General features: G+C 45.8%; 14 protein-coding genes. 5 read left to right on the top strand and 9 right to left on the bottom strand.

Translation table 11 applies throughout. The features are described from left to right. Positions 1-14 precede the first annotated feature (14 nt). The 4 genes from CLOSA_RS00715 to CLOSA_RS00700 all read right to left on the bottom strand — a co-directional run bounded on the left by CLOSA_RS00715 (position 15) and on the right by CLOSA_RS00700 (position 3,631). Positions 15-752: a type II secretion system F family protein gene (locus CLOSA_RS00715; protein WP_013270876.1), complete on the bottom strand. Its 738-nt coding sequence runs from the start codon at positions 750-752 to the stop codon at positions 15-17. Further along, positions 742-1,959, bottom strand: coding sequence for a CpaF family protein (locus CLOSA_RS00710; protein WP_013270875.1), 1,218 nt, complete (start codon positions 1,957-1,959; stop codon positions 742-744). The genes CLOSA_RS00715 and CLOSA_RS00710 overlap by 11 nt, the downstream gene beginning before the upstream one ends. An 83-nt stretch (positions 1,960-2,042) precedes the next feature. Next, entirely contained in the window at positions 2,043-3,044 is a 1,002-nt protein-coding gene (locus CLOSA_RS00705) for a P-loop NTPase family protein (RefSeq protein ID WP_013270874.1), read from the bottom strand. A gap of 95 nt (positions 3,045-3,139) precedes the next feature. Further along, positions 3,140-3,631, bottom strand: coding sequence for a prepilin peptidase (locus tag CLOSA_RS00700; protein ID WP_242647773.1), 492 nt, complete (start codon positions 3,629-3,631; stop codon positions 3,140-3,142). Between the two features lie 410 nt (positions 3,632-4,041). Here CLOSA_RS00700 and CLOSA_RS00695 point away from each other — a divergent pair, with 410 nt between their 5' ends. The 5 genes from CLOSA_RS00695 to CLOSA_RS00675 all read left to right on the top strand — a co-directional run bounded on the left by CLOSA_RS00695 (position 4,042) and on the right by CLOSA_RS00675 (position 8,903). Then, positions 4,042-4,419, top strand: coding sequence for an ArsR/SmtB family transcription factor (locus CLOSA_RS00695; protein ID WP_013270872.1), 378 nt, complete (start codon positions 4,042-4,044; stop codon positions 4,417-4,419). 100 nt (positions 4,420-4,519) lie between these two features. Beyond that, positions 4,520-4,738 carry a YaaL family protein gene (locus CLOSA_RS00690; RefSeq protein WP_013270871.1) on the top strand — a complete coding sequence of 73 codons (219 nt, stop codon included), beginning with the start codon at positions 4,520-4,522 and terminating at the stop codon, positions 4,736-4,738. Positions 4,739-4,764: 26 nt separating this feature from the next. Continuing rightward, on the top strand, positions 4,765-6,099 hold the full coding sequence (locus CLOSA_RS00685) for an alpha-amylase family glycosyl hydrolase (protein ID WP_013270870.1): 1,335 nt from the start codon (positions 4,765-4,767) through the stop codon (positions 6,097-6,099). 4 nt (positions 6,100-6,103) lie between these two features. Further along, positions 6,104-8,014, top strand: a complete 1,911-nt coding sequence (gene glgB, locus CLOSA_RS00680) for a 1,4-alpha-glucan branching protein GlgB (RefSeq protein ID WP_013270869.1) — start codon at positions 6,104-6,106, stop codon at positions 8,012-8,014. A gap of 139 nt (positions 8,015-8,153) precedes the next feature. After that, entirely contained in the window at positions 8,154-8,903 is a 750-nt protein-coding gene (locus CLOSA_RS00675; protein WP_013270868.1) for a phosphotransferase family protein, read from the top strand. Positions 8,904-9,015: 112 nt separating this feature from the next. Here CLOSA_RS00675 and CLOSA_RS00670 read toward each other — a convergent pair whose 3' ends face one another. From CLOSA_RS00670 to CLOSA_RS00650, 5 genes are all read right to left on the bottom strand, one after another. Next, a complete protein-coding gene (locus tag CLOSA_RS00670; RefSeq protein WP_013270867.1) occupies positions 9,016-9,426 on the bottom strand; it encodes a DUF3783 domain-containing protein in 411 nt (136 codons plus the stop codon). Between the two features lie 24 nt (positions 9,427-9,450). After that, positions 9,451-10,437 (bottom strand): diaminopimelate dehydrogenase, encoded by a 987-nt coding sequence (locus CLOSA_RS00665; protein WP_013270866.1) that lies wholly within the window; start codon positions 10,435-10,437, stop codon positions 9,451-9,453. Between the two features lie 149 nt (positions 10,438-10,586). Further along, positions 10,587-10,871: a septation regulator SpoVG gene (gene spoVG, locus CLOSA_RS00660; RefSeq protein WP_013270865.1), complete on the bottom strand. Its 285-nt coding sequence runs from the start codon at positions 10,869-10,871 to the stop codon at positions 10,587-10,589. 25 nt (positions 10,872-10,896) lie between these two features. Beyond that, positions 10,897-12,018 (bottom strand): glucose-1-phosphate adenylyltransferase subunit GlgD, encoded by a 1,122-nt coding sequence (glgD, locus tag CLOSA_RS00655; RefSeq protein ID WP_013270864.1) that lies wholly within the window; start codon positions 12,016-12,018, stop codon positions 10,897-10,899. Further along, positions 12,015-13,289 carry a glucose-1-phosphate adenylyltransferase gene (locus CLOSA_RS00650; RefSeq protein WP_013270863.1) on the bottom strand — a complete coding sequence of 425 codons (1,275 nt, stop codon included), beginning with the start codon at positions 13,287-13,289 and terminating at the stop codon, positions 12,015-12,017. The genes glgD and CLOSA_RS00650 overlap by 4 nt, the downstream gene beginning before the upstream one ends. Positions 13,290-13,437: the final 148 nt, after the last annotated feature.

The following is a 13,437-nucleotide window of genomic DNA, read 5'->3' as shown; positions in this document are numbered from 1 at the left end:
TCTCTTTCCTCCATTCATATCTCGATCTTCATGATATGCCTTGCTATGGCGATAGCCCCGATGTAGACGGCCAAGCAAAGAGTCATAAGAATTCTTCCAATTCCCGTATTGTACATGATGTTAAAGAAGCCTGGAGAGGTCATGTCAATATAGAGAACGATAAAAAAGGGAATCATGGTCATAATCTTTTGTTCAAATTGCTTTGAGGCTGTCATGGTCAAAATCTCCTGCCTTACCTGCATCTTATCCCTTATTACCGCCGCTGTATGGCTGATGATGGAAACCAACTCACCTCCACTTCGTTTTGCAGCGGCAAATACTTCCGCAAAGTTTTTAACATCATCCAGGCCGCTGCGTCCCGCAAATTCAGAAAGTGCCTGCTCCACGGAGCGGTTTATCCGGATCTGGCTTACAATATGGCCAAATTCCATGGAAACCATCCCTTCTTCTCCATAAAGAATAACCAGTTCCTTTACAGAGGCTGAAAAAGCATTTTCCACAGAGTATCCGGCACTAAGAAAAGAGGCTAAGAGAAGGATTCCTTCCTTAAATTCCAGATTCAGCTGTTGAAGCCTTTTCTTCTTTAATTCACTTTTTTTAATATGGGGAAAAATAAAAATCATTGGAAGAAATAACAGAAATGACGCAACACTGCGGTAAAAAACGTAAGAGAAAATTCCTGCCGCTGCCAGACCCTGGAACCCGTACAGGAACCATTGAGCCGGCGTCAGAACATAATTATCATATCTCAATGCCTGCTGCTTTGAGTTTTTCGGTATTTTGAATGCATCCCACCTTTTTAAGACTCCCCCGGACGGTCTGGCTCCCTTCCCGGTCTTCATAATCTTCCTCAAACCGGTATAACGGATTGAGCCTGATTTCTCCATTTTCATAGCCAACCACCTCCACAATGGACAGGACCCTTCTGCTTTTATCCCTCAGCCGTCCTAAGTGAATTAATATATCAATTGCCGCCGCCACCTGGCTTCTGACTGCCGCCAATGGAATATCTGCCCCCATGAGCACCATAGTCTCAAGTCTGGAAAGCATGTCTCTGGGACTGTTTCCATGTCCGGTACTAAGACTTCCGTCATGTCCGGTGTTCATAGCCGATATCATATCCAGAGCTTCCTTTCCCCTTACCTCCCCTACGATGATTCTGGAAGGATTCATCCGCAAAGCCGCCCGGATCAGGTCCCCAATCGTCACTTCCCCGTCTCCTTCCCCATTGGCTTGCCTGGTCTCAAGCCGTACCAGGTTTGGGAGGTGGGTGATTTTTAACTCCGCCGAATCCTCAATGGTCACGATCCGCTCATCCTTTGGAATGCAGGCAGACAAAGCATTGAGAAACGTGCTCTTTCCGGAATTGGTCCCGCCGCTGATAAAAATATTGTATCCGGCTTCTACAATGCATTTTAAAAAATCCGAAGCCTCCTCCGTAATTGAACCAAGCTTTAACAGTCTTGCCATGGTAATGGGCTTGGGGAACTTCCGGATGGTCACTGCAGGGCCATCCAGGGCAATGGGCGGGAGTACCACATGGACCCTGGAGCCGTCAGACAGACGGGCATCAGCGATGGGTCTTGATACGTTTACCGTGCGGTTTACCCTGCTGACAATCTGTTGGATGGTATCCTCTAACTGCTCCGGGCTGTCAAAAGCTCTGACCCACGGTTCCATTCTCCCGTTTCGTTCTACAAAAACACGGTCCGCCCCGTTTACCATGATCTCTGTCACATCCTGGTCGTCCACCAGTTCCTGAAGTGCCCCCAGCCTTCGGAATGAGTCAAACAGCCGGCTCCGAAGCTCCATCTTATCCTTTAGGGGTAAAAAATTGTTTTTTCCATATTCCAGAATTCTACTGTCAATGATATCACACAGCTCTTCATCGGCCACCTGCTGCCGTTCATCCAGTTCTCTTAAGATTTCTTCCCGCAGCTTCCTTCTCTGTTCTTCCATGACGGTTCCTCCTTGTGCTGTCATTTCCTTACGGCTAATGACAGTTTCCTCCTTGCCCGATCTGTTTCCCTTAATCGCCTCCCCTAAGGGAATTTTCTCAAAAGCTGTCTTGTGTAATCCCCCAGCTCTCCCCACAAAAGCTGTTCCAGATAGTTATCTCTCCGTCCAAAGCTGCTGTGGTAGGGCGGCTTTATCTTCTGAATCCGGCTTATTAGTGCTTCATGACCGGATGAGGTTAAGTATTCTTCAAATTCTTCCACCTTTGCTGCAGACACGCAGTCATCCTTTACCGGCATGTATACCACATCGCATACTTCCAGCAGCTCTGCTCCTTTCTTACCAAACTGGCCAAGATCCAGGATAATGGACCCATAAGTGCTTTCCCTTGCAATATGGCCCACCAGCTCTGCCATCATCTGCCCGGTCACCTGGCAAAGATCCTCGGGATACTGTACCGGAGGCACATAATCCAAGTCCCCCCAGGTATGAACTACTGCCCCAAGCCTGCCCCAGTGAAATCCCTCCTGCCCATAATAATACAACAGATCTGACAGTCCTCCCTTATACTCCTCTCCCATGAGACGCCCAAAACCGGAACAATCCTCAAAGTTCATATAAAGAACCTTTAAATCCCTGGCCAGCAGTTGTCCCATGGTAAGGGCAAAAGAAGTTTTTAAGCACCTGTTTATGGGCGAGTAGACCCCCATGACCCTTCCTGACCTTGAAACCATGGCATATCCAGGTTCCCCGGAATTATTACAATAGAATCCCATCACCTCACGCATGATTCTGTCTGCGGCCTGGTACTTATAAACTCTTGGATATGGCTCTTCCAAGGGGGCCACCTCCCCGTCAGCCAGCAGGATCACAAAGGCTGCTCCTATTTTCTCTATATCCTCCCGGGATACGGAGGAATCAACCAGCAGAAGCTCTATCCTGTGATCTGCTCCATAATCCGTCAGCCGCTCCAGGGCAGTAAAACCCAGTACTGAGAACGGGACCTGTTCCTTCTGGTTTACATATTCCGCCAATCTCTCAGCATACAACGGATCCTCATCATAAACCGCCATCACTCTTTTTGCCAATACATGACCTCCTTTTGATTACTCAATGAACCTGGCAGAAATACTGCCATATTCCACTACCCGCAGATTTAGGCTGAAATTTCATTGTTATCAACTCATTTCACGAAAATCATAGAGCCTATGGTCCCTAAAAACAGGCAAAGGCCCAAAGGAATTACCACATCATATCCATCCTGGACCGGATCGTAGTAGGTTGTAAGTTTCCCAGTTTGAAATACACGCCTGATATAGGCAAAAAGACAGGAAAAGCGGATGAATAGACTGCCTCTTACTGTCATTTTAATAAATGACCAGATAGCCCCTATAAGAAAACCAAATCCAACTGCCAGAGCACCAGCTCTAAGCCCCAGAAAACCGCATATCAAAGCGGCCAGCTTAATATCCCCTGCGCCGATCATCCGGCACAGAAACAATAAAAAAAATACCATGGTTACAATCAAAAGCCTCAGAAGGAACAGAAGGCCTGCCAAAGGCTTTCCTGACCCAGCAATCTCAAGCAAGAAGCCGATGATAACTCCCCAAAGCACCAAACCGTTAGGAATGCGGTGCTCTTGGGCATCAAAGAATGCCCCTGTCCCTAAAATCAACAGTAAAACAACATATGAAACGATAGAATCCCCCCTCTTTTCTTAAAAAATCAATTCTGGAATGTTCGCTGGATAATCAGCTTTGCATTATGGAATAGAGCATCCATAACTCTTAGAAAATGTTTGAACTGCTGTATGCGGAACGCATAAAAGAATGTGCCTTTATTATGCACAAGAGGGGTTGAAATGTCAACCGTTTTTTTTTAAATGTTATATATCTTTTCAAAGTGTCTATTGATAGCCATCTGGCCCCTCATCACTTTTATTGTTATTTTCAACAATTTTTCCTATATTTTTTCATTTTTTGCAGCATAAATCACAAATATTTACCGATAACACATTGACGTTATCCTGCCAGGATGATAAACTATCATTAGTTTACTTTTTTAAACCAAAGGAGGGATCCGTTCATGCAAGCCCAGGAATTTAACGAACTTTTCCAGAGTTGCATGCCTATTTTTATCGCTCTGGGAGATGAGGTCCGCTTCTCCATCATAGAGGGTCTTGCACGCACTGGCTTTTATGGCAAACCGGAAAACGATGTGACAAACAAGGACGGCTTATATATAAGGCCCGGACAGGGAATGAATGTTAAAGAAATCACGGAAATGACCAGATTATCACGCCCTGCCGTTTCCCACCATCTAAAGATATTAAAAGAAGCCGGTCTTGTAAGTGTCCGCCAGGAGGGGACAGCCAATTATTATTATCTGACCATCGGTGACAGCACGAAAAAACTTTGTTCCCTTGGGCAGTATTTGCAGCAGCTTTTGAGCCAGGTTTCATAGGTTTTAAAAAGATATACAGGTAATTTATGAATAAAGTTCCAATTTCCAGGCATACTGAATTTATTGGATTTGGTAAAATGATAGATCTGGAGATGATGAAATGAAACATGTACAATTAAAAAAACATCTGGCCCCGTCAGAGGAAGAACGGAACTTAAGACGTGAGATTGAACGTTCCAAAACCGCCATAGATGCAGCCAGAAACCACTTTGAACAGGTGGTTGACCCAACACTTATTGATTGTTATATTTACGAACTTAACGCGGCACAACTGCGTTATCAGTTCCTTCTGCGCCGTTTCAAAAGCCGGGAGGTATAAACTAATTTAATCTGGAGGATAAGTATATGAGCAAGTGGTATGAAAGGGGAGTTTTTTATCATCTATATCCCCTGGGGCTTGTGGGCGCTCCGAAAGAAAACAGGGAATCCTCTGTTACAGATCGTTTTGGGGAGCTTTGCCAGTGGATTCCCCATATCCGGTCTCTTGGGTGCAATGCGATCTACATCGGGCCACTGTTTGAATCCTCCACCCATGGGTACGATACACGTGATTACCGGATGGTGGACCGCCGTCTCGGCGGTTTTGAAAACTTTCGGGAGTTTGTTTCCCGCTGTCACGAAACCGGTATCAAGGTAGTGGTCGACGGCGTCTTTAACCATACCGGACGGGAATTCTTTGCATTCCAGGATATCTTGGAGCACAGGGAGAATTCTCCCTACAGGGACTGGTACCGGGGGATCAATTTTGCCGCTGGCAGCCCATTGGGAGATTCTTTCGGATACGAAGGCTGGCAGGGACATTTCCAGCTTCCTTGCCTGAATCTTTTAAATCCCGAAGTAAAGCAGTATTTGTTTGATACCGTACGGTTCTGGATCCATACCTTTGGCATTGACGGGATACGTCTTGACTGCGCCAATGTATTGGACTTCGGATTTATGAAAGAACTGCGGGAACACACCAGGGACATGAAAGAGGACTTCTGGCTTATGGGGGAAGTGATCCATGGAGAATACGGCAGATGGGTCAATCAAGAGATGCTTCATTCCGTCACCAACTATGAACTACATAAGAGCATTTATTCCGGTCACAATGACCACAATTATTTTGAAATTGCACACAATGTAAAGAGGCTGGAATCCATAGGCTCCCAGCTCTATACCTTTGTGGACAATCATGACGAAAACCGGATCGCAAGTAAACTTCACGATCTCCGGCATCTTCCCCTTACTTACCTCCTGCTGTATACCCTTCCGGGAATCCCCTCTATCTACTATGGCAGCGAGCTTGGGCTGGAAGGAAAACGCACCAATACGGACGACTCCATGCTGCGTCCTGCAATATCCATAACTGAAATAAGGGAATTTTCCTCCCCACTTAAGGACTTAATCAGCAAGCTGGGGCATATCCATGAAGAAAATCCGGAATTCCACGGAGGGCGTTACCAGGAACTGCTTCTCACCAACCGGCAGTACGCCTTTGCCCGGTTCCATGATGGACATACAATCATCATTGGAGCCAACAACGATGAGTCCGGTGCATTTGTTTCGATTCCCTGTCCTTGTGAGGGAAATACTGCCGTAAATCTTCTGAATGGAGAAGTGTTCCCAGTGACTGACCGCAGAATCGGATTGACCCTACCTGCAAACCAGGGTGTTATCTTAAAGATCATGGAGGGATGAGCAAATGGAAATAGACAGAGCTGAAATCGGAACCGGATTTATCACAGAAGTTGACCGGTACCTTTATAACAATGGAAGGCATTACGAAATCTATGAAAAGCTGGGCGCCCATCCGGAAAAATATGAAGGAAACGACGGAATGTATTTTGCCGTCTGGGCACCTCATGGCAGTCAGGTCAGTGTGGTTGGAGATTTTAACGGCTGGGATCCTGAGGCAAACCTGATGTCATCCCTTTCCGACTCCGGGATATGGGAAACCTTTGTTCCGGGCCTGGGCATCGGGGAACTGTATAAATATGCAATCACCACCAGAAGCGGCAAGATCCTTTTCAAGTCGGATCCCTACGCCTTTCAGGCGGAGTACCGTCCCCAGACCGCTTCGGTTACTGCAGACCTGTCTGTTTTTCAGTGGAAGGACCGGTCATGGATGGAAAAGCGGATGACCAAAGACCCGCTTCATGAGCCTCTTAGTATCTATGAGGTGCATTTGGGCTCCTGGCGGAAGAAAAACAGAGCGGAAAAGGATGGTTTCTATACATACACAGAAGCCGCCCATGAACTGGCGGACTATATACTGGAAATGGGCTACACCCATGTGGAACTGATGGGCATTGCAGAGCATCCCTATGATGGCTCCTGGGGTTACCAGGTTACAGGATATTTTGCCCCGACATCCCGGTATGGGACTCCAGAAGAATTCATGTATTTTGTTGATTACCTGCACAGAAAGGGAATCGGGGTCATCCTTGACTGGGTTCCTGCCCATTTTCCTAAGGATGCCCACGGACTGGCAGATTTTGACGGAGAACCCTGTTATGAATATGGGGATCCCCGGAAAGGCGAACATCCGGATTGGGGTACAAAGGTTTTTGATTACAGCAAATATGAGGTAGATAATTTCCTTATAGCCAACGCCCTTTACTGGGTGGATAAATTCCATGTAGACGGCCTGCGGGTGGATGCAGTAGCTTCCATGCTTTATCTGGATTACGGCAGAAACAACGGGGAATGGGTCCCAAACCAATACGGGGGAAATGAGAATCTGGAGGCCATTGAGTTTTTTAAGCATTTAAACAGTGTCATTAAAAACCGGGGAAACGGGGCCATGGTCATTGCAGAGGAATCCACCGCCTGGCCCAGGGTCACCGGAAATCAGGAGCAGGCAGGCCTTGGCTTTACCTTTAAATGGAACATGGGCTGGATGCACGATTTTTTGGAATACATGAAGCTGGATCCCTATTTCCGTAAATACAACCACCATAAGATGACCTTTGGTCTTTCATATTTTACCAGCGAAAACTATATACTGGTATTGTCACACGATGAGGTAGTGCATTTAAAATGCTCCATGATCCACAAAATGCCGGGACTTCTGGAGGATAAGTTTTCCAATCTAAAATTGGGATATACCTTTATGCTGGGCCATCCCGGGAAAAAGCTGCTGTTTATGGGGCAGGATTTCGGGCAATTCCATGAATGGGATGAAAAGTCAGCCTTAGATTGGTATCTGTCAGAGGAGCCTTTAGGAAAAGATCTGAAGGATTATGTAAGGGACCTTCTTCACCTGTATAAAAAATATCCGGCCCTTTATGAGAAGGATTTTGACTGGGAGGGATTTTCCTGGGTCAATGCCAATGACAAGGAACGCAGCATCTTCAGTTTTATCCGGTACAGCAAGGATCACAAGCGCAGTCTCCTGTTTGTTTTAAACTTTACTCCGGTGGAACGCCCGGATTACCGGGTGGGAGTTCCAAAACGCGGAGCCTATACCCTGGTATTAGATGAAAAACACGGATTGTACAAGAGGGGAGAGAAAGCGCCGTCTTTCCGTTCCGTAAAGACGGAATGGGATGGGCAGGAACACTCCTTCTCTTATCCTCTTCCGGCTTATGGCGCTGCCGTTTTCCGTTTCTAGTTTTCAGGTATATTCAGTAGATTTTTCCTGATATATGCCAAAAACAAGCTATACTTTTTATGGAATTTGTAGTAAAATATAAGTACAAAATCATTACATAATGGTTCATACAAATGGTTGGATGGAAGGAGAGGTTCTTATGGCAGCAGAATTAATTGCTACAACTGCAACAAAAAGTGTCTTTCGTGATGGAGAGAAAGCGATCAAGGTTTTCAACGCTGATTTTCCAAAAGCAGATGTATTGAATGAAGCATTGATTACCGCACGCGTGGAAGAAGTCGGCGGCATTAATGTTCCCAAGGTTTTAGAAGTTGGCGTTTTCGAAGGAAAATGGTCCATTACCTTTGATTTCATTGAAGGCAAGACTCTCCAGCAGCTCATGGAGGAAAATCCGGATAAACTGCCGGATTACATGGAACATATGGTGGACCTCCATTTAAACATCCTGTCAAAGCAGTGCCCGCTTCTTAACAAGCTGAAAGATAAGATGTCAAGGCAGATATTGGATACGGAGGAGTTAGGCGATATAACCAGATATGACATGAGAACACAGCTGGACAGCATGCCGAAACATACCAAATTATGCCATGGAGATTTTAACCCCAGTAATATTATTGTCAAGGAAGACGGAACCATGTATGTTCTGGACTGGGTCCATGCCACCCAGGGAAATGCCAGTGCAGATGTGGCCAGAACTTATCTCCTGTTCTGCTTAGAGGACCAGAATAAGGCAGATATGTATATGAACCTGTTTTGTAAAAAGACCGGCACGGCGAAGAAATACGTACAAAGCTGGCTTCCCATCGTTGCTGCTGCACAGCTTTCAAAGAAACGGCCGGAGGAGGCGGATTTGCTGCAGCAGTGGGCCAATGTATGTGATTACCAGTAAAGATATCTGACATAAAAACGCGTTTTGACCAGGCAGTAAAAGCCGGATCAAAGCGCGTTTTTTAACTTTTCTCATGAGCGGTATCCAGCATGCCTCATGATCCCTCGAAGGTTTATGACCCGCCTGTTCCGGACATGGTATCATGTTCCTTCTTAAGCTCCAGATACAGGTCATAAAATTTCCACTTACAGTTGGTATCGGTAATTACCGCCTTTAATAGGATCTTGGGAACTCCTGCCCGCCTTAAGTTTAAAAGCAGTTCATCGATCCTTTGGTTTGAAAAATTTTTCATCACCAGGATCTCCTCTTCCACAGAAGGGCAATCCTCCTGCTCCGACTCTTCAAAGCCGTTAAAACCTGCCAAGTATCCTACGGTCTGATTTACCTGATCCGGGGTAATATTTTTGATGCGTATTCCCATACGGACCAGGACCGCCTTCAGCTTCGCGGTCTTTGTATCATTCCCGCTCTGCCGTTCCTTCTCAGGCTGGTAATACAGGACCATTTCCTTTCTTACTGCCATTGTCTGTTCCTCCTGCCTCTTGATTTACAACAGATGACCTCTGAGCTGGTCACCGCTTAAAGCACTTAAATATGCCGGTGCAATATCAAACACGGTTTTGCAACCACTCTGGCCTTCCTGATTCAGGCGGTAAGCGGCTCTTGCATAAGCGGTCAGCACGGAGGCTGTAAATTCCGGATTGGAGTCCAGCTTCAGGCTGTATTCGATCACATGACTGTGTTCATCCTCCCAGCCTGTCTTTCCGGACCGGATGACAAAGCCGCCATGAGGAATCCCCTTGTGATCCCGGTTAAGCTCCTCCTCACTGATAAAATGGACCGTGGTATTATAATCCGCAAAATAATAGGGCATGGATACGATCTCTTCCCTGATCCGATTTAAGTCTGCATTCTCTTCCGCTACTACAAAGCATTCACGGGTATGCTTTTCCCTGGCGGAAAGCTCTGTATACTTCCCGCTGCGAACTGCCTCAAGGGCAGCCTCCACCGGAATGGTATACTGTCTGGCATCCTTTACCCCCTGGATCCTGCGGATGGCATCAGAATGTCCCTGGCTCACTCCCCTGCCCCAGAACGTATCATCATGACCGCCTGGCAAGACAGCATCTGCATACAGGCGGTTCAAGGAAAACATGCCCGGATCCCAGCCAACGGAAATGATCCCTACCTTGTTTCCTTTCTTTGCCGCCTCATCCACCGCCTCGTAATGCCTGGGGATCCTGGCATGGGTGTCAAAGCTGTCCACCACGTTGAAATACCTTGCAAGAAGGGGAGTTTGTTCAGGAAGATCCACGGCACTTCCGCCGCAGAGGATCATAACATCAATGGAATCCTTTTTCGAAACGGCTTCATTCATGGAATACACCTTTACACCCGGAGTAAGAAGGGTCACCGATGCCGGTTCTCTTCTGGTAAATACGGCGGAAAGCTCCAGATCCGGATTGTGGCGAATTGCACATTCCACCCCTTTTCCCAGATTTCCATAACCTGCTATCCCTATTTTCATCGTCATATGTTCATCAACCTTTCAAAAAATTATTTGATTTATTATAACTCTAAAATGAGTCTCATGTAAATCCCGTCTTTTTCGGATAACCGGCCTGTTTTCTCAGAAAAAAACACAGGCAGAGTCACTCCCCTGCCTGCGGATTTTAAATCGTATTAAGCAAATGCCTCCACCTCCGGCATTTCTAACGCCGTGGTCTCATATTTGTCCAGAATGACCTTTTGGATCATATCCCGCGTGTCGGAATTAATGGGATGTGCAATATCCCGGTATTCCCCATCTGCTGCCTTTCGGCTGGGCATAGCAATAAATAAACCTTTTTCTCCTTCGATCACCTTAATGTCATGAATCACAAATTCATTGTCCAGTGTAATGGATACAATGGCTTTCATCTTTCCTTCTTTTTCAATGCGTCTAACCCTCACGTCTGTAATCTGCATGTCAAGCCCCTTCCCCCACATTTCCTTATAATGTGTATCTTTCGTTTTTCTCTAAGACAACCTTTATGTTGTCTGGTGTCCCGATATGGGTAGTATTGGCCCGGATCGTATCCCGGCTCTCCACAATACAATTTTCAATAACCGTATTATCACCTATGTATACGTCATTTAAAATAATTGAATTTTTAATGACACAGTTATTGCCTACATATGCCTTTTTAAACAAAACGGAATGTTCAACCACTCCATTGACAATGCTGCCGCTGGAAATCAGGCTGTTTTTCACCGCGGCTCCCGGATTATATTTTGCCGGAGGCAAATCATCTATCTTCGAATAAACATCCGGATACTGGCGGAAGAAATAATCCCGGACCTCTGACTTTAGAAAATCCATGTTGGTCTTGAAGTAAGACTCAACAGAAGCAATATTCCTCCAGTAGGTGTTCATCTTATAAGCATAAATTCTCTTTAGATTCCTGTAACGTATTAATATATCGTTTACGAAGTCATAACGGTCTTCCATGGCGCAGCGCTCAATGAGTTCGATCAGCTGCCTTCTGCGGATCACATAAATGCCGCAGGATACGATATTAGAGGAGGCCACCATGGGCTTTTCTTCAAAATCCGTGATCCTTCCATCTTCATTGGTCCTTACCAATCCGAACCGGGTGATATCCTCTCCCCCCGGAAGCTCCGTGCAAACTACGGTAATATCCGCCTTTTTCTCAATATGATATTCCAGAACTTTCCCATAATCCAGCTTGTAGATGCCGTCGCCGGCTGCAATAACCACATAAGGTTCATGACTGTTTTTTAAGAATGTAAGATTCTGGTAAAGCGCATCTGCGGTCCCCCTGTACCAGTCACTGCTTTCCGCAGTTATGGTTGGAGTGAATACGAACAGTCCCCCCTGCTTTCTTCCAAAATCCCACCATTTGGAAGAGCTTAAATGAAGATGAAGCGATCTGGAATTATACTGGGTCAAAACCGCTACGTTCTGAATATGGGAATTCGTCATATTGCTGAGGGCAAAATCAATGCTGCGGTAATTCCCTGCAATGGGCATTGCCGAAATTGCCCTTTTATTGGATAATTCCCGCATTCTTTTACTGTTTCCGCCTGCTAATACAATTCCTATCGCTCTCATCGTATACCACCTGCCTTTATGATGTAGTCTCCGCCAGCCAGTTCTCCGTCAGCATAATCCTCTGCTGTTGTCTCACCGGCAATTGCCGTATTCTTGCCTACCTTCACATTTTCCGGTATGATTGAATTCTCACCGACGGTTACCAGATCGGACTGATAAACTTTAGGGTCGTATTTGCTTGTAACAAATTCCCCAAAACCCAGCTCAGAGTTTGCACCTATTTTCACATTCTCAGCGATAATGGCCTTCTGGATCTTAACATTTTCTCCTATCACACATTCTCTCATGATGATGGAATCCTTAATAACGGCTCCATGTTTAATGGTAACGCCGGCACCGATAACGGAATTGCGGATCTCTCCGTAGATTTCCGATCCTTCCCCAATGATGCTTCTGTCTATGACAGCTTCCTCCGCCACGTATTGAGGGGGTATGATGTCACTTTTGGTATATATTTTCCAGTATTCTTCGTAAAGATTAAATTCCGGAATGATATCAATCAGTTCCATATTGGCTTCCCAGTAGGAGCTTAAGGTACCCACATCCTTCCAGTAACCATTGTACTCGTAGGCAAATACCCGGTCCCCTGATTCGAAGCAGTAGGGAATGATATGCTTTCCAAAATCACAGCCCGGAACCTCGGACATCCGGATCAGTGCCTCTTTTAATACCTTCCAGCTAAATATGTAGATTCCCATAGACGCCAGGTTGCTTCTTGGATTCACCGGTTTCTCCTCAAATTCCGTAATCCGGTTGTTTTCATCGGTTATGAGGATTCCAAAACGGCTGGCATCCTCAATGGGCACCGGCATAGCAGCAATGGTGATATCAGCATTATTCGCCTTATGATATTCCAGCATCACCTCGTAATCCATCTTATAGATATGGTCACCTGACAATATAAGGACATAATCCGGATTGTAGGTTTCCATATATTCAAGATTCTGATAGATGGCATTGGCCGTACCGGTATACCAGTCACTGCCCTTGCTCTTTTCATAAGGAGGAAGGATTGTAACGCCGCCAACGTTTCGGTCCAAATCCCATGGGATTCCGATACCGATATGGGTGTTCAAACGCAATGGCTGATATTGGGTCAGAACCCCCACCGTATCCACTCCTGAATTGATGCAGTTGCTCAGTGGGAAATCAATAATACGGTACTTGCCGCCAAATGATACTGCTGGTTTGGCCACTTTTTGCGTTAACACGCCTAAGCGGCTTCCCTGGCCGCCTGCCAAAAGCATGGCAATCATCTCTTTCTTGATCACGTTATCACCTCTCGCTGTTGTAATTTTATTGTACTAGCATTATAGCACACATTTATAAAATAGTGAACAAAATTTTGAACTATATCCATAATTTTTTGTGCATTTTCCGACATTTTTCTACTTTTTTTTAATTCTTTTACATTTTAAG

Source organism: [Clostridium] saccharolyticum WM1, from assembly GCF_000144625.1.
Classification (GTDB): domain Bacteria; phylum Bacillota; class Clostridia; order Lachnospirales; family Lachnospiraceae; genus Lacrimispora; species Lacrimispora saccharolytica.
Note: the sequence above shows the minus strand (reverse complement) of the source record. Positions and strands in the feature narration are given on the sequence as shown.

Coding starts and splice junctions, on each gene's coding strand:
- CLOSA_RS00690 (WP_013270871.1), top strand. CDS start 4,520: ATGAAACATGTACAATTAAAAAAACATCTGGCCCCGTCAGAGGAAGAA.
- CLOSA_RS00675 (WP_013270868.1), top strand. CDS start 8,154: ATGGCAGCAGAATTAATTGCTACAACTGCAACAAAAAGTGTCTTTCGT.
- glgB (WP_013270869.1), top strand. CDS start 6,104: ATGGAAATAGACAGAGCTGAAATCGGAACCGGATTTATCACAGAAGTT.
- CLOSA_RS00685 (WP_013270870.1), top strand. CDS start 4,765: ATGAGCAAGTGGTATGAAAGGGGAGTTTTTTATCATCTATATCCCCTG.
- CLOSA_RS00665 (WP_013270866.1), bottom strand. CDS start 10,437: ATGACGATGAAAATAGGGATAGCAGGTTATGGAAATCTGGGAAAAGGG.
- glgD (WP_013270864.1), bottom strand. CDS start 12,018: ATGAGAGCGATAGGAATTGTATTAGCAGGCGGAAACAGTAAAAGAATG.
- CLOSA_RS00670 (WP_013270867.1), bottom strand. CDS start 9,426: ATGGCAGTAAGAAAGGAAATGGTCCTGTATTACCAGCCTGAGAAGGAA.
- spoVG (WP_013270865.1), bottom strand. CDS start 10,871: ATGCAGATTACAGACGTGAGGGTTAGACGCATTGAAAAAGAAGGAAAG.
- CLOSA_RS00710 (WP_013270875.1), bottom strand. CDS start 1,959: ATGGAAGAACAGAGAAGGAAGCTGCGGGAAGAAATCTTAAGAGAACTG.
- CLOSA_RS00695 (WP_013270872.1), top strand. CDS start 4,042: ATGCAAGCCCAGGAATTTAACGAACTTTTCCAGAGTTGCATGCCTATT.